The sequence below is a fragment of the Mesorhizobium sp. WSM4821 genome (genome assembly GCF_055901555.1).
In genome coordinates, this window is sequence record NZ_CM148371.1 from 6,476,200 (window position 1) to 6,501,535 (window position 25,336).

Below are 25,336 nucleotides of genomic sequence, written 5' to 3' on the forward strand. Positions count from 1 at the left end.
CTGCTGATCACGCGCCTTTTATCATGCGAATAGGCTCAGGCATTTTCACCGGACTTGGAGTTGCTCCTGTCGAGAGCATTCATGGAGCCGGCGCCTACCAAGCCGCCGCCCAAGTGGTGCCGGCCATCCTCCCCAACGTAGTGGTCGCCGACCCGTCAGCGCGACGCGCCACCTGCTCGGATACGCCGTGCTTAACCGGAGAAGGCAACATTCCCAGTCGCCACGTCGTGCATCGCCCAGACGATGCGAAGTTCCCCGGATTCAACAAGCTCCTTCATAATCGGGCTCTTTGAAGTGAGCATCTCGGCGGCGAGCTGCGCATTCATTTTCGCCACGGCCTGAACGAACTGCGCATTTTTGGAACTGCGCTCACCGTCGCTCGTGGTCGCGTCCACGGCGGGCCGGATATTGGCCAGGGTGGCAGTGAGATTTCCGAGTTGAACGTTGTCGACGGCTCCCTTGATGGCGCCGCATTCGGAATGCCCCAGCACAACTATCGCGCGAGAGCCGGCCACTTTAGTCGCGAATTCGAGGCTGCCAATAATGTCGGTATTGACGAAATTGCCGGCGATGCGGGCGCAGAAAATGTCACCGATGCGCTGATCGAATACGAGCTCCGGCGGCACGCGCGCATCCATGCAGCCGACAATTGCCGCAAAGGGCGCTTGCCCGGTCGATGTGGCCTTCACCTGAGCCAAGAGATCGCAATTGACCATCTTGTTCGCGACGAACCGTTCGTTCCCCGCCTTTAGAAGGTCAATGGCGGCGTCTGGGCTGACGCCTTGCTGGCGCTCACGGTTGTAAACAACGCATTCTGACGACTGAGCGTGTGCCTGGGCGGCAGCAAAGGTTGCTGCGGCAAGTGGCAGACAACCGCAGAAAACACGGCGAGTAAGCATCGGGACCCCCTTGAGTTAGCTAACTACAAGATGATCCTTGGATGCAATCGTTCGGTCAAGGAACGGACTTCTTACTGGTTAAGGATTTACACTAAAAGCCACCCGCGTTCGAAAGAAGAAGCCCGCGCCTCTGGCGGAGGGCGCTGGCCCGATCAGGCGGCGGCCCGATCTGCAGCGGACAACGGGACCGAGCACGGGAAGAGGCGAGTGTCGACGAGGCGCTGAAGGAGCCACTCGGCGTCTACTCCTATTGGGAGCGTCTTTTCGGCCACTTCGTGCGTGTGAACGTCAAGGTCTCTCCGCTATCGGTGGTCGACCGAAAGATTTCCCGGCGGCAAGGCGCCTGGCCCTTGCCGGCCAACGCCGCGACCCTGATCGATGAACTGCAACTGGCCAGCCTCGTGAGATCGATGACCTCGCTGCGGCGGACCAGGTTGGCGGACTCCGGCCAAAGCCTTCAGTCCCCGCCAGATGGCTCGATCCGTTTGACTTTCAACGCCGGGGCCTACCGGCGAGCATCAGCGTGGTGCAGGCAATTCTAGGACTTGGTTTCTCATAAGCCAGGCTCGAGATGACCCCGCCCGCGGTGATAGCGGATATCGGTCGCGAGCGCAGAGCCGGAGGAGAGGCCGAGGCGCTCATCAAGGGCCGGTCGAGGGCCAGACGCGCCGGCGCGACCGCGACCCCTTGCCTGCCCCCCTGCCGCGTGGAGGGTCATCGAGCCGGAGAGCACGCTGTGCCGGTGCGGCTGCGGTGAATGGCGATATCTGCGAGCCCGGCACAGCGCCAGGATAAGTTCGGCTGTCCTGCAGCACCTTAGATCGGATGCACCCATGCAACAGAGCCTGTTCCCCTTTTGCGCAGGGGTCAGGGCTGCTTTCGAGCGTCTGCTTTACGGCGCCCGTGATCGCACTGCGTCTCGTGGTATCTCGTCCAGGAGATTTGGGCCGGTGCTCGCGGGCATCTGACCATCGGGGGTAAGCTTGTCCACCGCGTCGGGCAATTCTCTTGTAAGGCGGTCGAGAAGCTCGTCTTGCGGCAATCCGGTTTGCTCAGCCAGATCGCGCAACGTTTGCGGATCGATAGCTTTCTCAACCTGGTCGCGGTTAATGGGCCGGTTTGATCCTTTACTTACCCAAGAATCGACCTGATCGCCCGCACCCGCATTTCTGAGACGGTCCAGGATTTCACCAAGCCCGCCAGAGGACCCAGCTTTAACGTTGGGGTCTGTCGAGTCCTTACCGGTTATCAACTCGCCGATCTTGTCCCTGTTCTTGTAGGCAAGCAGTCCAAGCAGCGCTATGGCGACTTTCCCGATATCGAGGCTCATTTCGCATCTCCTTCCATGAAGGAAAGACAAAGCATTTGGCTTTGAAAGGTTCCACGGCAGTTGCTGGTGGTCTATTGTCGAGAGCGTCTGGGCAATCGGGAAGCGCTTGATCGACCGACGATCCCGACGAAGCCCCCAAGGACCCAAGAAGGCGGCGGGTTAGGTAAGAATGGATCAGCTCTGGCACACCTCGCTGAGTGATGTCGGCGATGAGTATCGAGCACTGAACATTAGGAGTTCAGCTCGGTCGGTGCCGTCTGGCACTGGCCGTTCGCATTGCGTTCCCGTCGAGAAGAGTCACATTAGTGACAACTAAAAATACCATAACTCGCCGGATTGCCCCGTTCGCCAGAGATATTGCCGAGGTGATGCCTATTCGCTTCGGCAATATTGCTGCGCACACGCTTTATGCGGCCCTAGATCGGCGTGTCCCCTCATCGTCGATTTGGAGTCGCTCCGACGGCAATTTGTCCGTAGCAATGAGGCCGACCAACAGATCGAGGATTTCGCGGGCAAGCTTGGACTTGCACGAATAGTAGACGTTCTGTCGGTCGCGGCGACGAGCTACGATATCCAGCCGCCGCAGTCTCGCCAGGTGTTGAGACAAGGCGGATTGGCTTAGTCCAACGCGCATTGCAAGATCACCAACGGCCAACTCACCTTCGGCCAGATGAAATAACATCAGCAGCCGTTTCTCGTTGCCGACCAGAGCCAGAAATTCGGCCGCATAGCCGGCATTGGCAACCAATCGTTCCGAAACCATCTCTTGCTCCTGTATCAATCGAAGAGGAACTGTGTTGAAAGCGCTCGCCGGCTGCCCCGCGGGACTGGAGCCCGGCACCCGGAAATTACACATTTGAGTCGACCAACATTAGTGCGCGATCACGTAATGACAATGACACTGCCACTTATGCGTTGCGGCAAGGATTCGGAAATAAGACCCGCGCCACTGCCGCTGAAAGCACCGCGCTTGAGTGTGTCGGCCGGTTCCAGCGCCTCCTCGTAGTGCGTGGGAACTGTTGAGATAGCTCAGGTGGAGCAACACATCGGAGATGAATTGCGGATCGCCCAGGTCCATGGCCAGTTCGCGCGCTTCCAACAGCGGCGGCAGCGCCTTCCGGTAGCCCCGAGGGCACCGTAGGCGGGTCGCATCCGCACCCGCAGATTGATCGCCTGGGCGAGAGTTTTCGGATTTCGGGGCAGCGCGGCGACCGCCTTGCGAGCGCTTTCGAGGAACTGGACCGCGGCGGAATAGGCCGAGCGTTCCTCGGCCCGACCCGCCGCTTGCTGCAGATAGTCCGCGGCAGGTTCCCACGCCTCGGCACGAAGCGCGTGTTCGTGGTGGTTCAGCGATCCGCCATAGAGTCTGTCCATCGCAAGCAATGCTGCCCTATCTCGGGAGGTTCTGGTTTGGTCTCGGGCATGCTTTCCTCACACAATGTTCCCGCAATGTGACAATCGTGACGCAACCAGACGGAGGATTCGCCCGTAAGGTTTTGTGAATATTGCGAAAGGAGACCTGTATATGACTGGCGACCGCCGCGAAGGCACATTCGAAAAGCCCGTGACCGTTTCGCTGCCCTCGGGAAAAGTTCGTGTTTCGAGTACCCGCGAAGCTGCCGAAATGCTACTTTACGATTGGCCCGTAGGAGAAACCGGGCGCCGCATTCAGGCACGCATGGCGTGCATGAAGGTCATCGGTGGCGGCAGTGCCCCGGAGGTCGCCCGCGACGCATTTCTCAGCGCCGCTAAGGAAGCGAAAATCCTGAGTGCCTGACATCTCGCCATTGCGCGTTGCCATCTTCACCAACCCGTCTCCCTGAGACCCTTCGCCTTGATCTGTCCAGCATCCAGTTGATGCGCATGAAGAGACGCTGCGTCGACGTGTCCAGCAGCAGAAGGCACGTAGGACCGCGATCTGCGGCAGCTATGCGTGTTGATCGCGCGAGGTTGATAACTCGGAAATGGGGTGTTGTATCGTCGTGGACGCTCTGAAAACTCCTGGCATCACGGCCCGCCCGTCACTCGCGAGGTGGCGGACTCTTTTTGCGTGAGGTCGCTGTCATCCATGAAAAAGGGGGGCCTTGAGGCTTTGCGCCCTGGCCATGCATCGAGATCGCCGACGGCATAACGTAGGAAGAAGACTGGCCGCCGAGCGAGCGGTAGCATTCGAGCTTGTACTTCCAGGGCAGGCAGCGCGCTGCGACCTGCGTGTCGACGTGGACAGCTCGGGCCGGCGTCTCCACAAGATCGCTTGCGTGAGGCTATCGGCCGAGGCCCACCCGCTATTGCGAACGCTTGGACATTGTGCTCTCGCAATTGGCAAGGGCTTCCCCGGACGAGGGTGGACCAATCCGCGCGATGTCGAGAAACATGCTCGCCGTCGGCGTTGTTATGTTTCTTCCAGACGGTCCCGAGGGCGCTATCAGTCCACGAAACGTGGCATCAGCAGGCGGGGCAGCCAGAGAGAAATGGACGGAAAGAAAACGATAAGGATGAGAATTCCGAGCATGGGCAGGAGAAGAATGACTACGTCGCGCATCGCGTGCCGGATCGAGATCTGCCCGATAGAGCAGGCGATGAGCAGGCAGAGGCCGTAAGGCGGAGTGACGAGGCCGAAGGCGAGGCTGACGATGCCGATGATGGCGAAATGGATGGGGTGCATTCCGACGGACTGGGCGACTGGAAAGAGAACGGTACCAAGAATGACGATCGCGGGAATGGCATCGATGAAGCAGCCGATGACCAGGAACGCAATGGCGACTGCCAATCCCATCTCGGTAACGCCGAGATCCATTGCCTGGACGACGGCGACGAGCGCGGCGGGTACCTTGAAATAGGCGAGAATAAATCCGAAGGCACTTGCCGTCCCGATGCAGAACAATGCAATCGCGGCGAAGCGGCCGGTATCGTAAAAGATGCGCCCTATCTCCTTCAGGTCCAGTGTGCGATAGACCAGCAGGCCGAGCACTAGCGCATAAATGGCCGCAACGACTGATGCCTCTGTCGGCGTGAAGAAGCCGCCTACGATGCCGCCAACAATGATGACCGGCGTGAGCAGCGCCAGGAAGGCGCTGGCGGTGGCTTTGGCGAGTTCGCGAGCGGTGGCACGCTCGTGCATTCCCATCCCGCGCTGGCGCGCGTAGACGTAAACGGTCACCATCTGAGCAAGTCCGATCAGGACGCCGGGAACGACGCCGGCGAGAAAGAGCCCGCCGATCGATACAGACATGAGGCCGCCCCAGACGATCATCAGGATCGATGGCGGAATGATCACGCCCATGACGGAAGAGCAGGCCGTCACTGCGACAGAAAAGGAGGCGGTGAAGCCCTCTTTTTTCATCTGCGGAATGATCAGCGACCCGATGCCGGCGGCGTCGGCCGTAGAGCTCCCCGAAATTCCGGCGAAGAGCATGGATACCACTACGTTGACATGCCCGAGCCCACCCGGCAGGTGGCCGACGAGAGCACGTGACAGGCGGATCAGCCTGTCGGTAATCCCCGCGGCGTTCATCAGGTTGGCGGCGAGCAGGAAGAAAGGCACCGCCAGCAGAACAAATGCATTGTAGGATTTGAACATTGCCTGGAGGAGCAGGATCGGCGTCAGCCGCGGTTCCAAGAAAAAGATCGGTAGACAGGCCAGCGCCAGCGCGAAGGCAACCGGGACGCGCAACAGGATGAATAGTAGGAAGAGCCCGAACAGGATCGACGAGACGACGAGCGGGGTCACTGTGCGCGCGCCATCAGGATGCTCAAATCGCGAACAAGCTTTTCAAGGATAAACGCCGTGAAGAGCACCCCTGCGAGGGGCCAAGCGACATAGATCGAGTTCATGGGGAGGGCGGCGATCTCGGAAGTCTGAAACCAGCCGAACTCGATCAGCTTCCATCCGTACCAGACGAAGACCAGGGCAACGACCAGCATCAGCAGGTTAACGAGGATCCGCTTGGCTGCTTCGGTTCTTCGATTATTGCTGGTCGGCAGCAGGTCGAGGTCGAAATGCGAACCGTCGCGGACCGCGACGATCGCACCCACCATGATCATCCAGACAAAGCAGAAACGCGCAATTTCCTCGGTCCAGATGTAGCGGGGGAGAAGCCCGGTAAAGCGCGACAGAACCTGCATTGAAACAGGCACCAACAATCCGCCCACCAACACGCCTAGCACGATCTTGAGCGCATTATGAATCGCGTCGAGAACCCTGGTCATGGACGTTGCCGCCGTACGTTTCAGAGTGTGGCCGGATTGCCGGAGGGAGAAAGCAGGGCCAACCGCAGCTGACCCTGTGCAGTGCGAAGAGCCGGCGCTACTTGATCGCCTGAATCGCCTTCAAAACGTCGCCGGCACCGAGTTCCCCGGCATAGGCCTCCAGCACGGGCGTGGCCGCATCGAGCATCTTGTCGCGCTCGGTGAACTCGTGTGTCTGCAGCCATCCCTTCTCCTCCATCGCCTTGACTTTCGCGGAGTCCTCGCCGTTCTCGATCTCCCGGCCGAATTTTCCAGCCTCCGCGCCGGCTTCATCGATGCAGCGCTGCAGTTTCTCCGGCAGCTTCTGATAGGTTTTGTTTGAGATGAGCAGGGGACGGATGGTGATAGCGTGCTTGGTCAGAGACAAGTGCGGGCCGACTTCGTAGAACTTCATCTGCTCCACGCCCGCCGCCTCGTTCTCGCCGGCGGCAATCACACCGGTCTGGATTGCGTTGTAGACCTCGTCATAGGCGATTACCGTCGGCGCCGCGCCGAGGGCATCGAAGACCCGCGTCCAGATCGGCGCTCCCTGCATCCGGATCGGAAGGCCAGCCAGTTCTGCCATGTTGGTGACCGCTTTGTTGGCGAAGATATTCCGTGTGCCGCCTCCGGCATAGCCCAGAAGGCGGATGTCGGCCTTTTCTAGAATGTCGTCGGCCACCGGCTTGAGGGCATCGGCTTCCAGCACTTTGCGCCAGTGATCCTCGTCGCGGAACAGGAATGGCATGTCCATCAGCGGAGCCATCTGGGAGAAGGTCGACATATGCGCCGGTGACGCGACGGCGTAGTCGACCGAGATACCTTGATTCATGAAGGCGACGTAATCCTTTTCCAGACCGAGCTCCGAATTGAGATGCATTTCGAATTCGATCGGCTCGTCGGTATAACAAGCTTGAACCAGTTGTTCGAACTTGCGCATGGTCTTGGTGAATGCGTGATCTTCGTTGAATTGACTGGCGCCGACCAGCTTGATCTGGGCAGCTGCGGACGAGTCGATCACAAGTGGAACTACCCAGCCAAGACCGCAGGCAAATATCGTCAAAAATGACTTCCGAATATTTGGCATCGTTTTCCTCCCGACACGCCTCCGGCCAAACGCTGGTCGACGTGATCTTACAGCTCCGCTTTTTGCACAACCCTGCGCGCGGATGTTATCAGCCGAACTATATCTGCGCGGGCCGCCGGGTCAATAACTCTGCTTTGATAGGTCGAACCAGCGCATTTCTTGCCTCACGTGCAGAGGGACGCGAAATGCGCTGCAGCGATCTCCACCCATGGAACTGGCCATCTAGTCACAGACGAACGAAAGCTGTGAGCGGCAGATGATCGGAGGCGACCCGCGAAAGCGGCGTATCGTGGGCTTCAACGGTTGAGATCATTCCGTGCCGATTTGCCATGATCCGGTCGAGCGCCAGCAGCGGCAGACGCGATGGAAAGGTGGGAACCGCCGGCAGCGCGGGACCGAAAGTCGTGTGCAGCGTATTTAGCGCGGAACGGTTTCCTAGTCGCCATTCGTTCAAATCGCCAAGCAGCAGTGTTGGCTTTTCGTCCGGACTGTTCATGATATCGAGCACGACACGGGCCTGTTCGGAGCGCGATCGGCGCAGCAATCCGAGATGGGCTGCGATGATGCGCAGCGTTCGTTTCCCATCCAGATCGATTTCGGCAACCAGGGCTCCGCGCGGCTCCAGCCCCGGGAGCTCTATCTGATGGACATCGCGCACGATGCCGCGTTTTAAAAGCAGAACGTTGCCGTGCCAGCCGTGCCCTTTGCCGTTTCCGGACACCGGCACCGGCACCAGGCCTGTTTCCAATTCGAGACGTGGCAGGTCCAGAAGGCCGGCACGATCTCCAAAGCGATTGTCCGCTTCCTGCAACGCAATGACATCGGGGCCGATTTCCCGGATGACGCGACCGATTCGTTCAGGATCGAACTTTCTGTCGATGCCCACGCATTTGTGAACGTTGTAAGATGCGACCAAAGTGCCTGCGGGGCGTGTCCCTTCGGACGGCGCGGCCATCGCCCTGTGCTTTTTTCTGTCGCGAATGGATTTGAGCACACTTGCAGGCAAGCTACGTCCAGTTCTTTGCATGAATCTGCTGCTCGTCCTCACTGCCTTCAATACGTAGCTTTGTCTCACTCAAACAGGATCGGCAAGCATTGCCTCCATGCCCTGACGAGATGCGGCCATAAAGTGAGGTCGAACGATGGCTGCGTCACCCAAATTCCTCCGGCAGAACGAACAAACCGCTAAAGGTAGGGCGAACCAAGCCACAACACTCGGTCGAACAGGCGAACGATGAGTGGCCGGGCTCTCAGGGTTTCGATCGTGACGGGCGCCGCGGAGGCGATTGCCGATCCGATCCGCGCTTCAATCTCGGCGGCAAAGCCTGCATCAAGAACCTCCACATCAATTTCAAAATTCAGCCGCAGGGACCGGGCATCAAGATTGGACGATCCTATATAGGCCCAGACCCCATCGACCGACAGCAGCTTCGAATGATCGAACGAGCCCGCCGTGCGCCATACGCGGCAGTAGTGCTTCAGGACCTGATCGAATTGCGCTGTCATCGCGCGGTCGACAAGGAAGAGATTGTTCACCGCCGGCACCACGATGTCGATCTCGACGCCTCGCCTGGCCGCGGTCGTCAGAGCGCTGACCAGTTCCCGATCCGGCAGGAAATAGGGCGACATGATGCGGATCGATTTGCGAGCGACGGAAAATGCCCCGATCAGCAATTTGTGGTTCGTTTCGATGCTGGCGTCCGGCCCGGACGCAACCGCCCGCGCCAGCACTCGCTGTCCGTGAGCCGCGGGAAACGTGGCCACTTGCCAGATGTCGCCTTTCAGGTGCTCGCCGCTTGCGAAGCGCCAATCTTCGGCAGCAACCGAAAAAAGGTCGGCCACAACCGGCCCGGTGACCTGAAAATGCGTATCCCTCGCGCTGGAGGAGCCGGCGAACTCGGCTGAGAATCCTTTTCGGATGTTCATCCCTCCGGTGAACGCAATCGTTCCGTCGACAACCAGGATCTTCCGGTGCGTTCTGAGATTGGCGTAGGGAAGACGCAGGCCCATGACGATGTTGCCGTTGAACAGGGCGGCTGTGATTTTTGCCGCTCGCAGATGCCCAAGAATGCTGGGGACGGAGTAACGTGCCCCCACCGCATCGATCAGCACGCGAACGCTGACACCCCGCTGGACGGCTCCGGCGAGAGATTTCACGAAAAGCCGCCCAACATCGTCATTGTCGAAGATATAGGTCTCCAGAAGGACGCTGTGTTGAGCGCTATCAATCGCTCGGCACATTGCGGCATAGGCCTCGTCACCTGTCTCCAATATCGCAATTGCGTTCCCCGAGGTCAGGGCCCGCCGTGCCACCCTGTCGCCCAATGTCTTCAGGCCGGTGAAGCGTTGGCCGTACCGCTCGGCAATCAATTCCTCGGCGGCAATGTCGCGCTCATGTTTTGCGGAAGCCGCCTCGTTGGAAAGGGGCCGCATGGCGCTGATCGTTGCACGACGGATACGGTTTATGCCGGCAACGGCGTAGATGATCACGCCAAGGAACGGCGACAGGAACATCACGCCGACCCAACCTGTGGCGGCGCGGACGTCTTCCTTCGTCATTATGGCGTGGATGATGCCGATGGTCGCCATCACCACCGAAATGATCGCGAGGATCTGGGGCCAATGAGTCATTAAGGTCTGCAACATCGCCAGAACTATCCAGCGAGCGGTTGCAGAACGCAATGCAGCTCATTCCCGGCGCTGATACTCAATAGACCTTGGGAAGCCCACGCCGGCCTGCGGCAAACCTGTTCACGGCGCCAGGCGAAAGCGCCCATCAGCAGGTACATCGGCACCATTCCGTTCAACGGCGACGCACCTTGCGCGGCCGAGGCGTTGAAGCGGGAAGGCTGGAGATGGGTCGATATCGTGCTCGATGTATCCTATGGCACCTTCCAAGGCCTGAAGGCGGCGCAATCGCGAACCAGGTGTCGTTGTCCGAGGTCGAACAATCCGAGCTTAACCAACTCACCGCATGACGAGCCGACGGAATTCATCGAGGCCGAGGCCATCGACGGAAGACGGGCGGAGTGACGACGCCGAAGGCGAGGCTGGCGACGCTGATATGGCGAAATTGGTAGGTGTAACAGATTGGCCGGCCGGCCGGCACCACCAGGGACCAATCTGTACTTCCCACGTTCACGGCGTCGAAGCTGATTGCGAGAACAAATGATGGGCCCCGTCGAAAACCGCCCGGGGAAGGACTCGAAGCTCGCTTGCTTCGTACGGGAGATGCTCGAGATATTGCGTCGTGAGTCGGGCAACAGCTTGCGCCTGGGCCAAGTCGCGACGGCGCTTGATTGGCTCGCGATCAGCTCGTTTCGAGACCCAGAATTTGTGAGCGGCAAAAATCCGGGGATCGGGAACGATGAGGCGTAACGGTCCACCTTTTTCATCGATCGCGATTGCTTCGAAAGCAGGGGCATTTTCCAGCCATGCCAAGCCGGCGATCTCCGCAGCCACCAATTCGTCGTCGGCCTTCCCAACAGTCTGGCGACTCTGTTTCCACGCCGGGTTTGCAAGCGGCTTGATTAGATCGACCAGATATCCGTCGCGGTTTACTGCGCGGAACGTCGCGGATGAACGCTCGAAGGATCGATCGACCTTTCGCAAAAGGTTGATGAGCGCTCCAGCTTCGACGTTGGTCCCAGCCACGATTCTGAGGGATTGGCGCGCATCCATGAGGAGGTCAATGTCTTCCGTCGACGTGATCCCTGGGTCCACGAACACTCCGGCCGCCGCTTCGTAGGCATAGATCGCATTCGTTCCAGCAATACGAATGCCTTCGCCGAGAAGACCGGCTTCATCGATTGCCCTGATAATTCTTGCGGCGAGGAAGGGAACTCGTCCGAGCCTGAGCGCTCGATTGACAGCAGATTGACGCTCAATCTGCTCCTGTCGCGCGGAGAGCGTCTCTTGGGCAGACGCGCGAGCTACTTCCCAATCCGCTTTCTGAGCTTCGGTCGCTGGCGAGCGCCGACCTTCCACCTTCTGGCGTCGTGCACCGGTGGAGTCGTAGTAGCTTCGCATCAGGTGGTCGATGCCGTTCACGGTGTGCCAGACAAGGGATCCGCGAAAGCCCGTCGCCTTTCTTTGGGCCTCCTTAAGCGCAGTGAAGCGTTGGTCGGAATTGACTTTCTCGCGACGCTGGTCATTATTTAATTCAATAAAATCAGTCACCTCAACAGTTATCCCGAAATTTGCCCAGAAGTGTTGCACGCCACAATAGCCGGTGGAGCGACCCCGTGCAACAGTTCCTCTAAAATTCAATCGACACTGTTGATGTTACTGTATTAATTGCGAATTTATGCAGTCTGACGATCATCGCGATTGCGTCAGCTCATCACCGATGCCGGGGGCGTCCCCGATCCACCCAGATCCAGACCTTTCGGCGGCACTGGTCGATGCCCCACTCAACGATCGCAGAGGATCGCCACGCCGTTCCGATCACTAGCCCGGAAGTTCGCATCGGTATGTGCGGCCGTGGGTTGTAGATGAAGAAGGGCGCGGGCAACTACGACACTCAGTCCGCAGTCACCTTGTTGTTGATCCTGCAGCCCATTCCGACCGGTACCAGTCGACAAATTTCTTCAGCCCATCTTCTGTCGAAACGCTCGGCTTGAAGCCGAAATCCCGCTCCAGCGCGGTCATGTCCGCATAGGTCCGCTCGACGTCGCTGCTTTGCATCGGCTCGCTTTGGCGGATCGCCTTTACACCGAGCAGTTTTTCCAGAGTGTCGATGAAATCGGCCAGCCGTACCGGCCGGTTGTTGCCGACATTGTAGAGCCTGCTGGGCGGAACGTCGGCCGTGGGCGGCTTGTCGAGCACGGCAACGACGGCCCGCACCACATCGTCTACGTAAGTGAAATCCCGCCACATCTCGCCATCGTTGAACACCCGGATGGGCTTGCCCTCGAGCATCGCCTTGGTGAATATCCAATAGGCCATGTCTGGCCGGCCCCAGGGGCCGTAGACGGTGAAAAATCGCAAGCCCGTCTGCGGCACCCCGAAGAGATGGGCGTAGGTATGGCTCATCAATTCATCGGCTTTTTTGGTGGCGGCGTAGAGTGAGACCGGGCTGTCGACCTGATCGGTCTCGCTGAACGGAACCTTGCGATTGCCGCCATAGACCGAACTCGACGAGGCATAGACCAGATGCTCGAATGCGGGCTGCGCACGACAGAATTCGAGCATTTCGAGATGACCGACGACATTGGAGCGGACATAGAGCCGCGGATTGTCGAGCGAATGGCGCACGCCCGCCTGGGCGGCGAGATGGATAATCCTGGTTATGTCTTGCCCTGCCAGTGCCGTGGCGAGCGCGCCCTGTTCGGCGATGTCGATCTGATGAAACGAAAAATCCTTGCGGGGCTGAAGGCGGGCGAGCCGCCCCTCCTTAAGAGCCAGGTCGTAATAGTCGTTCATGTTGTCGACGCCGACGACCGCTTCCCCCCTGTTCAGAAGGTGATGGCAAACATGGCTGCCGATGAATCCCGCGGCTCCGGTGACAAGTACTGGCAACGAAATTCTCCATGCGTGGGGACTAGCACATGATCGCCAAATCGAGATCGATTTCGGAAAGGACCATCCGCGACAACAGCATCAAAATGCTACATCCGAATGAAGGGCGACGACCCAGTTCGTGCTATAGCCGAAAGCCCGGATAGGCGCTACCGACAAGCTCTGCGATCGACGCGTCAGCTCGCCTCGCGCATGGCCTCGGCCGCCTGCAGGTCGACCGAGACGAGCTGGCTGACGCCCTGTTCGGCCATGGTCACCCCGAACAGCCGGTTCATGCGGGCCATGGTGATCGGGTTGTGCGTGATGATGACGAAGCGCGTCTCTGTGGTGGCGGCCATTTCGTCCATCAGATTGCAGAAACGCTCGACATTGTGGTCGTCGAGCGGTGCGTCGACTTCGTCGAGCACGCAGATCGGCGCCGGATTGGTCAGGAACACGGCGAAGATCAGCGACATCGCCGTCAAGGCCTGCTCGCCGCCGGAAAGCAGCGTCATGGTCTGCGGTTTCTTGCCCGGTGGCCGCGCAAGGATTTCGAGACCGGCCTCGAGCGGGTCGTCGGACTCGATCAGCTGCAGTTCCGCCGTGCCGCCACCGAACAGATGCGAAAACAGCCGCTGGAAATGGCCATTGACGACGTCGAAGGCAGCCAGCAGCCGTTCGCGGCCTTCGCGATTCAGGCTCTGGATCGCCTGCCGCAGCTTGCGGATGGCCTCGATGATGTCCTCACGTTCGGAAACGATGGTCTCCAGCCGGTCAGACAATTCCTTCTGTTCTTCCTCGGCGCGCAGATTGACCGCGCCCAGCCGCTCGCGCTCGATCTTCAGCCGGTCGAGCTGACGCTCGATCTCGGCCATCTCCGGCATCGGGCTGTCGGCCTCCAGACCGGTATGACGGATAACCAGATGCGGCGGCGTGTTAAGCGTTTCCTGGATACGCGCTTCTACCTCGAGCCGCCTTTCGTCGGCAGCGGTCAGCCGCTCTTCGGCGCGGACACGGGATTCGCGCGCTTCGGCCAGCGACTGGATCGCCGATGTCGCGGCCTTGTCCAGTTCGGACTGCCGGTTCTCCGCTTCCTGCAAACGATCGCCGGCTGCCTGGCGCAGGCTTTCGGCCTCGGCAAGCTGCGACAGCAAGGCGCGCCGCTTGGCGTCGATCTCGTCGGGTGCGTCGGCCAGTCTTTCGCGCTCGGCCTCGGCCTCGGCCTTGCGTTCGCCGAGTGCTTCGATCTGCGTCGAGGCGTTTTCGGCGCGCTCCAGCCAGTTGCGGCGTTCCGCGCCGATGGCGTCGAGGCGGCGCACCCGCGCCTCTGCTTCCCGCCTCAAACCTTCATGGACGGCGCGTGCATCGGCAAGGGTGGCACGGTCGCGAGCGACGTTGGCGGTCGACTGTTCGAGCTGCAACTGCAGATCGCCGAGATCGGGAGCGCTTTGCAGCAGCATTTCCGCCTCGACAAAAGCCGCCTCCGTCTCTTCATGACTGTCGACGATGCGCGCGCGCGCCTCGTCAAGTGCTGCGCGTCGGCTCGACAGCTCGCCGCCGGCCTTCTCGGCCTCGGCCAGCACGTTGCGGGCGGCGTCCAGCCCATGCTGGGCATCACGCCCGGCCTGACGGGCGTTGCGCTCGGCCTCGCTCGCCTGGGCAAGCGCCTGTTCGGCATGGGCAAGAGCCTCTTCGGCCTGGCGCAGGATGCGGGTCGCGTGGACCGCCTCGGCGTCGAGTTCGGCCAGCCGATTTTTCTGCGCCAGCCGTTGCGCGGCCTTGGTCGGCGCGTCGGCGCTGGCGGTGAACCCGTCCCAACGCCAGAGCGCCCCTTCACGGCTGACCAGCCGCTGCCCAGGAGCAAGCAGCGCCTGCAGCCGCCTTCCGTCGTTTGCCTCGATGATGCCGATCTGCGCCAACCGGCGGGCCAGCTGCGCCGGCGCGCGGACTACACTGGCTAGGCTCTTGATGCCTTCGGGCAGTGCGGCGTCGCCGGGCCGGATCTCGCTCTGGCCCCAATGCACCGGCGCGCTGCGGTCGAGTGGCACGTCGAGATCCTCTCCAAGCGCCGCGCCAAGCGCCGTTTCGTAGCCGCGCTCGACGCTGATCTGCTCCAGGACGGAGGGGAAAAGGTCGCCGCTGGCGGCATTGAGGATCTTGGCCAGCGTGCGGGCCTCGGTTTCGATCCGCGCCAGTTCGGCCTTTGCATCCTGAACCGGCGGGCGGGCATCGCTTTCCGCCGCACGCGCCTCGGCGACAGCCTGTTCGGCGGCAATGGCTGCGGCTTCGGTCTCCTCCAGCAGCGCCTGGGCCTGTTCGACCAGAAGCCGCTTCTCGGCAGGATCGGGCAGGCCAGCGACCCTGGAGGCGATGTCGGACAATTCCCGGTCGACATCGGCGAGTTGGCGGGCGAAGCGGTCGCGGCGCTCGGCAGTGTCGCGCAGTGTTCGTTCGATCTGATTGCGGGAAGCGGCGGCCTCCGCCCGTTCGGCCGTCAACCCGGCGAGTTTGGCTTCACTCGCGGCAAGCGTCGACGCCGCCTGCTCGAAGGCGGCGCGGGTGTTGGCCTCGCGCTCGCCGGCGCCGGCGTTTTCGGTATTGAGCGCGGCTTCTTCGGTGACAAGGCGTTCGAGGATATCCGCATTGTCGCGGACCATCCGCTCCTCGCGTGCGATGTCGCCGTCGAGCTGCTGGAGCCGGCGGTCGAGTTCCTCATGACGGGCGCGGATGCGGCCGGCTTCCTCTTCGATCTGCGTCTTGGCGATCGACAGGCGCTGGAAGGCGGCAGCGGCGGCGGCTTCCGCATCGCGCAGGTCCGGTAATCGGTGGGCACCGATCCCTTGCTCCCTGGCGGCGGCCATCTGGGCGGCGGCGCGCTCGCCTACCAGTGCCGTGGCAATCGCCAGCGCCGAGCGCGCCTCGCCTTCCTGCGTCTTGGCCAGCGTCCAGCGCAGATGCAGCAGCGTCGCTTCGGCCTTGCGGATATCGGCCGACAGATTCTTGAACCGCGATGCCTGGCGGGCCTGGCGCTTCAGGCTTTCGATCTGGCTTTCCAGTTCGCCGACGACGTCGTCCAGCCGTTCCAGATTCTGCTCGGCCGCCTTCAGCCGCAGCTCGGCCTCATGGCGGCGGGTGTGCAGCCCCGAAATTCCGGCCGCCTCTTCCAGCAGGGCGCGTCGCGCCTGCGGCTTTGCCTGGATCAGCTCGCCGATGCGGCCTTGCCCGACCATCGAGGGCGAGCGCGCGCCGGTCGACTGGTCGGCGAAAAGCAGCTGCACGTCCTTGGCGCGGGCTTCCTTGCCGTTGATGCGGTAGAGCGAACCGGCCTCGCGCTCGATGCGGCGCGAAACCTGCAACTCGTCCGCGTCGTTGAAGGCGGAGGGAGCGGTACGGTCGCTGTTGTCGAGGAATAGCGTGACTTCAGCTGTGTTGCGGGCCGGACGCGTTCCCGAACCGGAAAAGATCACGTCGTCCATGCCGGACGCACGCATGTTCTTGTACGAGCTTTCGCCCATCACCCAGCGCAGCGCCTCGACAAGGTTCGACTTGCCGCAGCCATTCGGCCCGACGATGCCGGTCAGGCCGCGTTCGATGACGAACTCGCCGGGTTCGACGAAGGACTTGAAACCGAGCAGGCGAAGGCGCGAGAACTTCATTCGCGCTGCCCCATAAACGGGGTCGGCAAAAGTGTTCCGCGGTTTTGCAACAACAACCCGCGGCACGACAAAAAGGCGCGCACGCCGAAGCGTCGCCGCTTCGGCGCTGCCGAAACGTCAGAGCAGAGGGTCGATGATGGCCGACATTTCTGCAATCGACAGCGCCCCCTTGTAGGTCTTTCCGTTGATAAAGAAGGTCGGCGTCGAGTCGACCTTGAATTCATCGGCGCCGCGCTTCTGGACCGACCTCACATCGTCCAGAAGTTTCTGGTCCGTCAAGCAGGCCTCGAAGGACTCCTGTGTAAAACCGGCCATCTTGGAGATTTGCAGCAGGGCATCCTTGACATTGCCGCCACCTGCCCAGTTTGCCTGCTGCTTGAACAGAACGTCCACCATCGGGAAATAATTGTCCTTGGAGCAGCGCGCCAGCATGAAACCGGCCTCGGCGCTGGGGTCGAACGGAAATTCGCGCAGGATAAGGCGAGCCTTGCCGGTGTCGATATATTTCGTCTTCAGCTCCGGGAGTGTGGTTTCGTGGAAATGCGCGCAATGCGGACAGGTCATCGAGGCATATTCGACGATGGTGACCTTGGCGTCGTCCTTGCCCAGTTGCGCGTCGGGCAGTGCGCCGGGCTTCAGCAATGCCGCCATGTCCACCGTGCCTTGGGCTTCTGGCGCCTTGGCGGCGGCCGGAGCAGCCGGAGTGGCCGGCTTCGCCGGATCGGCGGGAGCAGCAGGCTCGACATCCTGCGCGACGGGTTTTTCGCCCGAGTCGCTGCATGCGCCGAGCAGAACCACCGCCGGAATGGCAGCCAGCGAAGACAGGAGGTTTCTGCGGGACAAGCTTTTGCTAAACGGGGGACGAAGCATACGAATCACCTGACAATGGTTGGATTTTGCAATGCAAAGGCTAGAAAAGGCGAGAGTTGGCGCGAATTAAGGCATTGCCGTCCCCATTCCAATCGCCAAATCTTGTAGACGCGATCACGAAAGCGCGAGTTCTTCACTTCTTTTGGCCGAGAATTGTGGCGCCGAGCCGCTCCAGCGAAGCGCGCAGCCCGTCATCCTCGATCAATCCGACAGTGCCCGACAGTTTTGCCTTCTCGGCCGCGGTCAGCGGCCGCAAGCTTGGCTTAGGCCGCCCCTTGTCCGCTGCCACCGGCTTTTGCACGATTCTGATGCGGCCGATAGCGTTGAAGCCGAGAAAGGCGTTGACCCGGTTGATGATCTCGCCGGTCTCGTGCTGCAGATGGAGCGCGGCCATGCCCTCGCAGGCGATGACCAGCACTGCCGGCTCGAACGGATCGTCTTCATGCATGCGGCGCGGCCACTGGATCTTTTCCGGGCGCGAGCAGCCGGCGAGTCGCGGCCCGGCAATCTCTTCCCACGACTGGACGAGCCCGATCGACATGCCGGCTCGCTTGCGCAACACCGGATCGAGGATCTCGGTTGCGAGATCGCTCACCGGAACGGGATTGCCGAAGGCTCTTTTCCCTGCCATGTGCGTTCTCCAGTCACGACCTTCACCATTTCATCGCTTAGGCCAGTCCTCGATCAATGGCACTGCACGACCAGACCCGCAAGACTGCATCCGGAGACAGCAGCAAAGCTGCGTCTGGGGACACCAGCAAAGCTGCGTCTGGGGATACCAACAAAGCTGGATCCGGAGATAGCGGCGAGATCGCGTTCCGCCTGCTTGCCTGGTACGACGCGCATCACCGCGATTTGCCGTGGCGCATCGCGCCTCGAGAGCTGGCACGCGGTACGCGGCCCGATCCCTACCGAGTCTGGCTTTCGGAAGTCATGCTGCAGCAGACCACGGTCGAAGCGGTAAGATCCTATTTCCAGGCCTTTGTCCAGAAATGGCCTGATATCAACGCGCTGGCCGCGGCACCGACCGAGGATGTCATGAAGGCCTGGGCCGGGCTCGGCTATTATTCCCGCGCGCGCAATCTCAAGGCCTGCGCCGATCTCGTGGCACGGCAAGGCGGCAGGTTTCCCGATACGCAAGCGGGTCTGAGGGCGTTGCCCGGTATCGGCGCCTACACGGCGGCAGCGATCGCGGCGATCGCCTTTGACGAGCCCGCCGCGGTCGTCGACGGCAATGTCGAACGGGTCGTTTCCCGGCTGTTTTCGATCGCCACGCCGCTGAGCGAAGCCAAGGGCGACATCCGCACCTATGTCGAGCGCATGGTTCCCGGAACCAGGCCGGGCGATTTCGCCCAGGCGATGATGGATCTGGGCGCGACGGTCTGCACGCCGCGCCGGCCGCGCTGCATGCTGTGCCCGCTGCGCGAGGATTGCAGCGCGACTGTTTCGGGCGATCCCGAACGCTTCCCGGTGCGCCTGCCGAAGGGCGAGAAACCATTGCGGCGCGGGGCTGCCTTCGTTGCGTTGAGGCCTGACGGCGCCATCCTTTTGCGCAAGCGCGCGGATAAAGGCCTGCTCAGCGGCATGACCGAGGTGCCGACCTCCGGCTGGACCGCGAGGGTCGACGGCGCCACCACCGACGCGGCGGCACCCTTCCCCGGCGACTGGCGGCTTGCCGGACGGATTGGCCATGTCTTCACCCATTTCGCGCTCGAGCTCGACGTCTTCAAGACGATGACCGATGGCGGCGCGCCGGTGGGGCACTTCTGGTCGCTAGCCCAGGAAATTTCCGGGGAAGCGCTGCCCACCGTCATGAAAAAGGTAATCGAAGCGGCGATACCGGGCGCGACGAAGAAGCAGAGTCCGCATTGAATTGCTCGCGCGTTGAATCGCTCGACATTGAATTGCATCGAACGAGGACAAGAATGACTGAAATCCGCCACATCGTTTTCGACATCGGCAGGGTGCTGATCCACTACGATCCGAACTTGCCCTTCAGCCGATTGATCCCCGACGCGCAGGAGCGGAAATGGTTCTTCGACAATGTCTGCACGCATGACTGGAACATCGAGCAGGATCGCGGGCGGACCTGGGAAGAGGCCGAGGCACTGGCAATCGCTCAGCATCCCCATCACGCGGAGAACATCCGCAACTTCCGCCGCCACTGGCACGAAATGGTGCCTCACGCCTATGACGACAGCGTCGCCATCATGATCGGTCTGATCGAGAGCGGCCATGATGTCACCATGCTGACCAATTTCGCTGCCGACACGCTTGCCGAAGCCCGGCGGCGTTTCGACTTTCTCAACCGGCCGCGTGGAGTGACCATTTCGGGCGAGATCGGCATGATCAAGCCGGATCGCGGCATTTACGACCATCACGTCGCCGCATTCGGCCTCGAGCCCGCGGCCACGCTGTTCATCGACGACAGCCAGAAAAATGTCGACGGCGCCAAGGCGGCCGGCTGGCAGTCGGTGCTGTTCACCGACGCCAGGACGCTCGAAGCGGACCTCGATCGCCTGGGGATCAGCGCGTGATTTGATTCCACTTCGACAGGCTCGACTGATTACCTCTTCAAACCGCGCAAAGATCTGAATTTGTATTTGTCCTCTGACTCGAAAGCGGGCAAGCCGACGGGTAAGACGGCGGTGTGACGGTGGTGCGGCCGCCGAGACACTAATTTTCTGGATCAATTCAAAGAGCTGCCGGATGGAACAAGCGCGAGGCAGCGGCCGTCAGCGTGACGGTTGTCGGCGTGACGGCTTTGTTGGTCAGGAGCAGGATGTGTATAATTAGTCCAATTTACACACATTGAGCGTCGCCATGCGAACCAACATCGAACTCGATGACAGACTGATGGCGGAGGCCATGGCCGCCTCCGGCCTCAAGACCAAGAAAGCGACGATTGAGGCGGCCTTGCGCACTTTGGTGCGCCGGCACCGGCAAGATATGGCTATCGCCGCCCTTGCCGGCGCCTGCTGGGACGGCGATCTTGACACCATGCGGGAAGGCCGTTTGCCCGATCAGAATCGATGATCGTTGTCGACAGTTCCGCCTGGACCCGCGCAATACGGACAGCGTCTCGGTCGGCAAGCTCAGGCATCTCGATGACACTCAGGAGATTCCGGTCGGAGACTTGATCCTGCTGGAAGTGCTACAAGGCGCGCGCAACGAACCGCATGCCCAACTGATCGAGCGACCTTCGACAGTTCGCTATTGTACCGATGTTGGGTCCGGCGACGGCAGTCGAAGCTGAACGGAACTACCGCATGCTTCGGCAGCGGGGCATCACCATCCGTAAGACAATCGATATGATCATCGGCACATTCTGCATTCAGGGCGGCCACGCGCTGTTGCATGACGACCGAGACTTCGACCCGATGGTTCATTACCTTGGTCTGCAACTCGCTTGACGAAGACCCGATGGCGGGACTGGCGGAGCGCTTCGCGGCACTCCTCGGTCAAGAAAGCAATCCTGCTTCCTTCGGAAACGATGTGCAATGAGATCGCGATGGCGTTATTGTCAGGCCCCTGCCCGCTCCATGCCGAGGCGGGCAATGCGGCGAAGCTCATCGATCGGGGTCAGGCCGCCGCTGCGCTCATAGTGCCAGAAGGTCCAGCCATTGCAGGCGTCCAGCCCCTGCACCTGCGCGCCGATCTTGTGGATCGACCCCGCACTGTCGCCGATCGCCACCGTCCCGTCGGCGCGTACCTTGGCGGCCCAACGCTTCTTGGCGTCGTAGAGCGTGGCGCCCGGCAGCACCAGTCCGGTGTCGATGAGGCTGACGAAAGCGACACGCGGCTCGGCGCGCTTGCCGGTTAGCACGGTAAGATCAGCGCCATTCAGCGGCCGGACTGCATCGATGCGCTCGTTGGCGGCGTCGATATAGGTCTGCTCGCGCTCGATGCCGACGAAATGACGGCCGAGGCGCTTGGCCACCGCGCCGGTGGTGCCGGAGCCGAAGAATGGATCGAGCACGATATCGCCGGGCTTGGTCGAGGCCATCATGATACGGGCGAGCAGCGCTTCGGGCTTTTGCGTGGGATGCAGCTTGTCGCCATTTTCGTTCTTGAGGCGCTCGGCTCCGGTGCAGATCGGAAACAGCCAGTCGGAACGCATCTGGATGTCATCGTTCGACGCCTTCAGCGCTTCGTAGTTGAAGGTGTAGCCCTTGCCCTTTTGATCGCGCGAGGCCCAGATCATCGTCTCATGGGCGTTCTGGAAGCGGCGGCCGCGGAAATTCGGCATCGGGTTGGTCTTGCGCCAGACGACATCGTTGAGGATCCAGAAGCCCAGATCCTGCATCTTGGCACCGACCCTGAAAATGTTGTGGTAGGAGCCGATGACCCAGATGGTGCCATTGGGTTTCAGCACGCGGCGCGCCGCCAGCAGCCAGGCGCGGGTGAAGGCGTCGTAGACCTCGAAACTCGCGAACTGGTCCCAGTCGTCGTCGACGGCATCGACCTTGGACTGGTCGGGCCGGTGCAGATCGCCTTCGAGCTGCAGATTGTAGGGCGGATCGGCAAAGATCACGTCGATGGATCTTTCGGGCAGGCGGTCGAGCGCGGCGACACAGTCGCCCTTCAGGATCGTATCCAGCCATTCGGACTGCTGGGGAGCATGGGAAAGCTCGTCGAGAAGACGCACGGCAGACATTGTGACACCCAAAGCACGCGTTACTGTTTACTCCCTGTTATGGTTACCGATCAGCGTAAATATTCGGTGAAGGCTGAGAGTTCGGACCTGAGGTAATTTGCGAAGACCGGCCTGTTGGTGTATGCCGCGCCGCCTGAGCATCTCAGCCTCCCTCCCGCTTTCCGGATTTGCCATGCCCCAGCCAGACCTTGTCATCTTCGATTGCGACGGCGTGCTCGTCGATTCCGAAATCATCGCCGCGCGCATCGAAGCCGAGCTTCTGACCTTGGCCGGTTACGAGATATCGGCCGAGGAGATTTCCGAGACCTATGCCGGACTGACCTTCAAGGACATCATGATGCGGGTCGAGGAGAAGTCCCGCATCCCGTTCCAGGCTTCGCTGATCGATCGTGCCGAAGACCTGGTGGATCGCAAGCTGCGCAGCGACGTGCGCGCCGTCGACGGGGTGCGCGAGGCAGTCGCCATGGTGACCGCGCCGCGCTGCGTCTGCTCGAATTCGCGCACCGAGCGGATCGAGTTCATGCTGGAGAAGGTGCATCTGCTGCCGTTTTTCGCCGGCCATATTTTTTCGGCGCTGGAAACACCGAGCGGAAAATCGAAGCCGGCGCCCGACGTGTTCCTCTTTGCCGCGGAAAAGCTCAAGGCCGAGCCGGCGAACACTTTCGTTATCGAGGATTCCGTGCATGGCGTGACCGGCGCCCGGACAGCCGGCATGCGTGTGATCGGCTTCACGGGAGGGGCGCACAGCTATCTTGGACATGCCGACGCGCTGACCGAGGCCGGCGCCGAAACGGTCATCCGCCGCTGGGCGGAACTGAACAGCGTGATCGCGGCCCTGTCGGAGTGGTCGGCGGATGCGTGAGGCAGCGCGTCCAGCCCGACGCGCGCCTCCAATGCAGCGCTTATTGCGTGGCGGCAGCCTTCTTCTTGTCGGTCTTCTTCGGCGGGCCTTCGTCATAGCCGGCAAACGCCTGGTAATCCCGTGCAGCCGGCTCCGGCACGACGACGTTCGAATCGGTGAAGACGAACTGGGTGGCGCTCGAGGGATCGGTAACCTGGACCTGATGTTGGTGAAGCTGCGAGTAAAGAATTTCCGTGCCACGCATCACGGCGACCCGGATCGGCATGGTGATGGTGCCCGGGCTGAACATCGGTCCCGGAACGACCTTGCCGGCGACGCCGATCTTCATCGTCAGCAAGCCGTTGGCACGGTTGCAGTCGCGGCTCACATCGGTGATCGAGGCCTGATAGATGACCTTGGCGGAATCGTCCTGCTGCTCGCTTGCGTCAAGCGCGGCAACTTCGGCGTCCTGGGCGGCGGCTTTTTTCTTGGCCTTTTGGTTGCCCTTGGCATAGGTGCTGAAGAAGGCGGTGCCGTCGCGCAGCGTCACTTTCGGACAATAGGCCTGCAATTGGCTGGCGAGAACCTTGGGGTCCGGCGGTGGCGGCGGCGTCGTGTCCTTCTTTCCAAAGCCGAGGATGCCATTGCCGCCTGATTGGCAGCCGGCGGCGGCAAGCATAAAGCCGGTGAGCGCCAGACCCGCGATAAAACGACCATTGAATGAATGAAACGCCATGAACTGCACTTCCCTCTCGCAAAGCGGGTGACGTATATCAACCGCGCGGCAAAAATGCGACTGAGCAAGCGCCGAAATTAACCACTTTGCCGAAGACGAAACCGCCCGGCAGCAATGGACATGTGACGATGCAATATGTGAGTACCCGCGGGGAAGCGCCCGTGCTTGGATTTTGCGACGCGGTACTGGCGGGACTGGCGCGCGATGGCGGGCTTTATGTGCCTGAGAGCTGGCCGCAGTTTTCTGCGGCCGAGATCCGCGCCATGCGCGGCCTTGCCTATCCCGACCTCGCCATTCGCGTGCTGTTGCCGTTTCTCGGCGGCGAGATCGCGATGCCGGTCTTCGAACGCCTGGTGCGCGAAGCCTATGCGACCTTTCGTCACCAAGCCGTCTGCCCGTTGGTGCAGACCGGGTCGAATATTTTCGTGCTGGAGCTCTTCCACGGCCCGACGCTTGCCTTCAAGGACGTGGCCATGCAGCTTCTCGCCCGGCTGATGGATCATGTGCTTGCCGAACGCGGCCAGCGCGCCACCATTGTCGGCGCCACGTCCGGCGACACAGGCGGGGCCGCCATCGATGCCTTCGCCGGGCGCAACCGCACCGACATCTTCGTTCTTTTCCCGCACGGCCGGGTCTCGCCGGTGCAGCAGCGGCAGATGACGACATCCACCGCCGCAAATGTCCATGCACTGGCGGTCGAAGGCAATTTCGACGATTGCCAGGGCCTGGTGAAGGACATGTTCAACGATCACGGTTTTCGCGACCGGGTGTCGCTGTCCGGGGTCAATTCGATCAACTGGGCCCGCATCATGGCCCAGATTGTCTATTATTTCTCATCGGCGCTCTCGCTCGGGGCGCCCGACCGGCCGGTTTCCTTCACTGTGCCGACCGGCAATTTCGGCGACATCTTCGCCGGCTACGCCGCCAAGAGGATGGGGCTGCCGATCGAGCGGCTGATCATCGCCACCAATGACAACGACATTCTGGCGCGCGCGCTGTCGAGCGGCGAGTATCGTACCAAGGACGTCTTTTCGACCACGTCGCCGTCGATGGACATCCAGGTCTCTTCGAATTTCGAGCGCTTGCTGTTCGAGGCGGCCGGCCGCAATGCCTCGACGGTGCGGCGTTACATGAGCGGCCTCAAGCAGTCCGGCGCCTTCACCATCGAGGCGGACGAGATCGCCAGGATCCGCTCCGAGTTCGATGCCGGCCGTTCGACGATGGACGAAGTGGCCGCCACGATCCGCTCGACGCTTACGGCCAGCGGCTATCTGCTCGACCCGCACACGGCCGCGGCCATGCATGTCGCGGTTGCAAACACCGTCAATGCCGTGCCCATGGTGGTGCTGGGCACCGCCCATCCGGCAAAATTTCCCGCCGCCGTCGAAACCGCCAGCGGCGTGTCGCCTGCCCTGCCCGCTTGGCTAGGCGGGTTGATGAGCGCCGAGGAAAAATACACGGTACTTCCATCCGACCTGAAAATGGTGGAAGATTATGTTAGCCGCCACACGCGGGCGGCAAGTTAGGGAGTATT

At 61.3% G+C, this 25,336-nt stretch carries 22 protein-coding genes and 1 pseudogene; 7 read left to right on the forward strand and 16 right to left on the reverse strand.

All coding sequences use genetic code 11. The features are described from left to right. Window positions 1–191: 191 nt before the first annotated feature. From AC0NID_RS31630 to AC0NID_RS31645, 4 genes are all read right to left on the reverse strand, one after another. Window positions 192–899, reverse strand: coding sequence for a carbonic anhydrase family protein (locus AC0NID_RS31630; RefSeq protein WP_473454160.1), 708 nt, complete (start codon window positions 897–899; stop codon window positions 192–194). Window positions 900–1,791: 892 nt separating this feature from the next. Beyond that, a complete protein-coding gene (locus AC0NID_RS31635; RefSeq protein WP_473454161.1) occupies window positions 1,792–2,229 on the reverse strand; it encodes a YidB family protein in 438 nt (145 codons plus the stop codon). 406 nt (window positions 2,230–2,635) lie between these two features. Beyond that, entirely contained in the window at window positions 2,636–2,992 is a 357-nt protein-coding gene (locus AC0NID_RS31640; RefSeq protein ID WP_473454162.1) for an ArsR/SmtB family transcription factor, read from the reverse strand. Between the two features lie 266 nt (window positions 2,993–3,258). Then, window positions 3,259–3,603, reverse strand: a complete 345-nt coding sequence (locus tag AC0NID_RS31645; RefSeq protein WP_473454163.1) for a hypothetical protein — start codon at window positions 3,601–3,603, stop codon at window positions 3,259–3,261. Between the two features lie 151 nt (window positions 3,604–3,754). Between AC0NID_RS31645 and AC0NID_RS31650 the strand changes: the two genes are divergently transcribed. Further along, a complete protein-coding gene (locus tag AC0NID_RS31650; protein ID WP_473454164.1) occupies window positions 3,755–4,006 on the forward strand; it encodes a DUF982 domain-containing protein in 252 nt (83 codons plus the stop codon). A gap of 648 nt (window positions 4,007–4,654) precedes the next feature. Here the strand turns inward: AC0NID_RS31650 and AC0NID_RS31655 are convergent. The 10 genes from AC0NID_RS31655 to AC0NID_RS31700 all read right to left on the reverse strand — a co-directional run bounded on the left by AC0NID_RS31655 (window position 4,655) and on the right by AC0NID_RS31700 (window position 18,199). Continuing rightward, window positions 4,655–5,959 carry a TRAP transporter large permease gene (locus AC0NID_RS31655; protein WP_473454165.1) on the reverse strand — a complete coding sequence of 435 codons (1,305 nt, stop codon included), beginning with the start codon at window positions 5,957–5,959 and terminating at the stop codon, window positions 4,655–4,657. Next, the gene (locus tag AC0NID_RS31660; protein WP_473454166.1) at window positions 5,956–6,438 is read right to left on the reverse strand and encodes a TRAP transporter small permease; all 483 of its coding nucleotides are present in this window, start codon (window positions 6,436–6,438) and stop codon (window positions 5,956–5,958) included. Before AC0NID_RS31660 ends, AC0NID_RS31655 begins: the two co-directional genes overlap by 4 nt. 97 nt (window positions 6,439–6,535) lie before the next feature. Beyond that, a complete protein-coding gene (locus AC0NID_RS31665) occupies window positions 6,536–7,477 on the reverse strand; it encodes a TRAP transporter substrate-binding protein (RefSeq protein WP_473454167.1) in 942 nt (313 codons plus the stop codon). 292 nt (window positions 7,478–7,769) lie between these two features. After that, window positions 7,770–8,570 carry an endonuclease/exonuclease/phosphatase family protein gene (locus tag AC0NID_RS31670; protein ID WP_473454168.1) on the reverse strand — a complete coding sequence of 267 codons (801 nt, stop codon included), beginning with the start codon at window positions 8,568–8,570 and terminating at the stop codon, window positions 7,770–7,772. A 158-nt stretch (window positions 8,571–8,728) separates the two neighbouring features. Beyond that, entirely contained in the window at window positions 8,729–10,189 is a 1,461-nt protein-coding gene (locus AC0NID_RS31675; protein WP_473454169.1) for a phospholipase D-like domain-containing protein, read from the reverse strand. A gap of 492 nt (window positions 10,190–10,681) precedes the next feature. Then, window positions 10,682–11,722 carry a GSU2403 family nucleotidyltransferase fold protein gene (locus AC0NID_RS31680; protein ID WP_473454170.1) on the reverse strand — a complete coding sequence of 347 codons (1,041 nt, stop codon included), beginning with the start codon at window positions 11,720–11,722 and terminating at the stop codon, window positions 10,682–10,684. 354 nt (window positions 11,723–12,076) lie between these two features. After that, window positions 12,077–13,063: an NAD-dependent epimerase/dehydratase family protein gene (locus AC0NID_RS31685; RefSeq protein ID WP_473454171.1), complete on the reverse strand. Its 987-nt coding sequence runs from the start codon at window positions 13,061–13,063 to the stop codon at window positions 12,077–12,079. A gap of 176 nt (window positions 13,064–13,239) precedes the next feature. Next, window positions 13,240–16,698, reverse strand: a complete 3,459-nt coding sequence (gene smc, locus AC0NID_RS31690) for a chromosome segregation protein SMC (RefSeq protein ID WP_473454172.1) — start codon at window positions 16,696–16,698, stop codon at window positions 13,240–13,242. Window positions 16,699–16,815: 117 nt separating this feature from the next. Then, window positions 16,816–17,568 (reverse strand): DsbA family protein, encoded by a 753-nt coding sequence (locus AC0NID_RS31695; protein ID WP_473454173.1) that lies wholly within the window; start codon window positions 17,566–17,568, stop codon window positions 16,816–16,818. 133 nt (window positions 17,569–17,701) lie between these two features. Beyond that, a complete protein-coding gene (locus AC0NID_RS31700) occupies window positions 17,702–18,199 on the reverse strand; it encodes a DUF721 domain-containing protein (protein WP_473454174.1) in 498 nt (165 codons plus the stop codon). Between the two features lie 56 nt (window positions 18,200–18,255). On the opposite strand from AC0NID_RS31700, the gene mutY reads away from it, so the two are divergent. From mutY to vapC, 4 genes and pseudogenes are all read left to right on the forward strand, one after another. Further along, window positions 18,256–19,440: an A/G-specific adenine glycosylase gene (gene mutY, locus AC0NID_RS31705; RefSeq protein WP_473454175.1), complete on the forward strand. Its 1,185-nt coding sequence runs from the start codon at window positions 18,256–18,258 to the stop codon at window positions 19,438–19,440. A gap of 53 nt (window positions 19,441–19,493) precedes the next feature. After that, window positions 19,494–20,105 carry an HAD family hydrolase gene (locus AC0NID_RS31710; RefSeq protein ID WP_473454176.1) on the forward strand — a complete coding sequence of 204 codons (612 nt, stop codon included), beginning with the start codon at window positions 19,494–19,496 and terminating at the stop codon, window positions 20,103–20,105. Window positions 20,106–20,391: 286 nt separating this feature from the next. Then, window positions 20,392–20,604, forward strand: coding sequence for a type II toxin-antitoxin system VapB family antitoxin (locus tag AC0NID_RS31715; RefSeq protein WP_473454177.1), 213 nt, complete (start codon window positions 20,392–20,394; stop codon window positions 20,602–20,604). Beyond that, window positions 20,601–20,981, forward strand: a pseudogene (gene vapC, locus AC0NID_RS31720) (type II toxin-antitoxin system VapC family toxin). The gene AC0NID_RS31715 and the pseudogene vapC overlap by 4 nt, the downstream one beginning before the upstream one ends. Window positions 20,982–21,091: 110 nt before the next feature. On the opposite strand, the gene AC0NID_RS31725 reads toward vapC, so the two are convergent. Next, window positions 21,092–22,225, reverse strand: a complete 1,134-nt coding sequence (locus tag AC0NID_RS31725) for a DNA methyltransferase (RefSeq protein ID WP_473454178.1) — start codon at window positions 22,223–22,225, stop codon at window positions 21,092–21,094. 172 nt (window positions 22,226–22,397) lie between these two features. On the opposite strand from AC0NID_RS31725, the gene AC0NID_RS31730 reads away from it, so the two are divergent. Beyond that, window positions 22,398–23,087 (forward strand): HAD family hydrolase, encoded by a 690-nt coding sequence (locus AC0NID_RS31730; protein ID WP_473454179.1) that lies wholly within the window; start codon window positions 22,398–22,400, stop codon window positions 23,085–23,087. Between the two features lie 40 nt (window positions 23,088–23,127). Here the strand turns inward: AC0NID_RS31730 and AC0NID_RS31735 are convergent, their stop codons facing one another. After that, window positions 23,128–23,802, reverse strand: a complete 675-nt coding sequence (locus AC0NID_RS31735; protein WP_473454180.1) for a hypothetical protein — start codon at window positions 23,800–23,802, stop codon at window positions 23,128–23,130. A gap of 128 nt (window positions 23,803–23,930) precedes the next feature. Between AC0NID_RS31735 and thrC the strand changes: the two genes are divergently transcribed. Next, the gene (gene thrC / locus AC0NID_RS31740) at window positions 23,931–25,328 is read left to right on the forward strand and encodes a threonine synthase (protein ID WP_473454181.1); all 1,398 of its coding nucleotides are present in this window, start codon (window positions 23,931–23,933) and stop codon (window positions 25,326–25,328) included. Window positions 25,329–25,336 lie beyond the last annotated feature (8 nt).

Excerpts from the sequence above, each read along its gene's own strand:
- AC0NID_RS31640 (WP_473454162.1), bottom strand. The coding sequence starts at position 2,992 with ATGGTTTCGGAACGATTGGTTGCCAATGCCGGCTATGCGGCCGAATTT.
- AC0NID_RS31735 (WP_473454180.1), bottom strand. The coding sequence starts at position 23,802 with ATGGCGTTTCATTCATTCAATGGTCGTTTTATCGCGGGTCTGGCGCTC.
- AC0NID_RS31670 (WP_473454168.1), bottom strand. The coding sequence starts at position 8,570 with ATGCAAAGAACTGGACGTAGCTTGCCTGCAAGTGTGCTCAAATCCATT.
- AC0NID_RS31725 (WP_473454178.1), bottom strand. The coding sequence starts at position 22,225 with ATGTCTGCCGTGCGTCTTCTCGACGAGCTTTCCCATGCTCCCCAGCAG.
- AC0NID_RS31660 (WP_473454166.1), bottom strand. The coding sequence starts at position 6,438 with ATGACCAGGGTTCTCGACGCGATTCATAATGCGCTCAAGATCGTGCTA.
- AC0NID_RS31650 (WP_473454164.1), top strand. The coding sequence starts at position 3,755 with ATGACTGGCGACCGCCGCGAAGGCACATTCGAAAAGCCCGTGACCGTT.
- AC0NID_RS31700 (WP_473454174.1), bottom strand. The coding sequence starts at position 18,199 with ATGGCAGGGAAAAGAGCCTTCGGCAATCCCGTTCCGGTGAGCGATCTC.
- AC0NID_RS31710 (WP_473454176.1), top strand. The coding sequence starts at position 19,494 with ATGACTGAAATCCGCCACATCGTTTTCGACATCGGCAGGGTGCTGATC.
- smc (WP_473454172.1), bottom strand. The coding sequence starts at position 16,698 with ATGAAGTTCTCGCGCCTTCGCCTGCTCGGTTTCAAGTCCTTCGTCGAA.
- AC0NID_RS31730 (WP_473454179.1), top strand. The coding sequence starts at position 22,398 with ATGCCCCAGCCAGACCTTGTCATCTTCGATTGCGACGGCGTGCTCGTC.
- AC0NID_RS31715 (WP_473454177.1), top strand. The coding sequence starts at position 20,392 with ATGCGAACCAACATCGAACTCGATGACAGACTGATGGCGGAGGCCATG.
- AC0NID_RS31695 (WP_473454173.1), bottom strand. The coding sequence starts at position 17,568 with ATGCTTCGTCCCCCGTTTAGCAAAAGCTTGTCCCGCAGAAACCTCCTG.
- AC0NID_RS31630 (WP_473454160.1), bottom strand. The coding sequence starts at position 899 with ATGCTTACTCGCCGTGTTTTCTGCGGTTGTCTGCCACTTGCCGCAGCA.
- AC0NID_RS31645 (WP_473454163.1), bottom strand. The coding sequence starts at position 3,603 with ATGGACAGACTCTATGGCGGATCGCTGAACCACCACGAACACGCGCTT.
- mutY (WP_473454175.1), top strand. The coding sequence starts at position 18,256 with ATGGCACTGCACGACCAGACCCGCAAGACTGCATCCGGAGACAGCAGC.
- AC0NID_RS31635 (WP_473454161.1), bottom strand. The coding sequence starts at position 2,229 with ATGAGCCTCGATATCGGGAAAGTCGCCATAGCGCTGCTTGGACTGCTT.
- thrC (WP_473454181.1), top strand. The coding sequence starts at position 23,931 with ATGCAATATGTGAGTACCCGCGGGGAAGCGCCCGTGCTTGGATTTTGC.
- AC0NID_RS31675 (WP_473454169.1), bottom strand. The coding sequence starts at position 10,189 with ATGTTGCAGACCTTAATGACTCATTGGCCCCAGATCCTCGCGATCATT.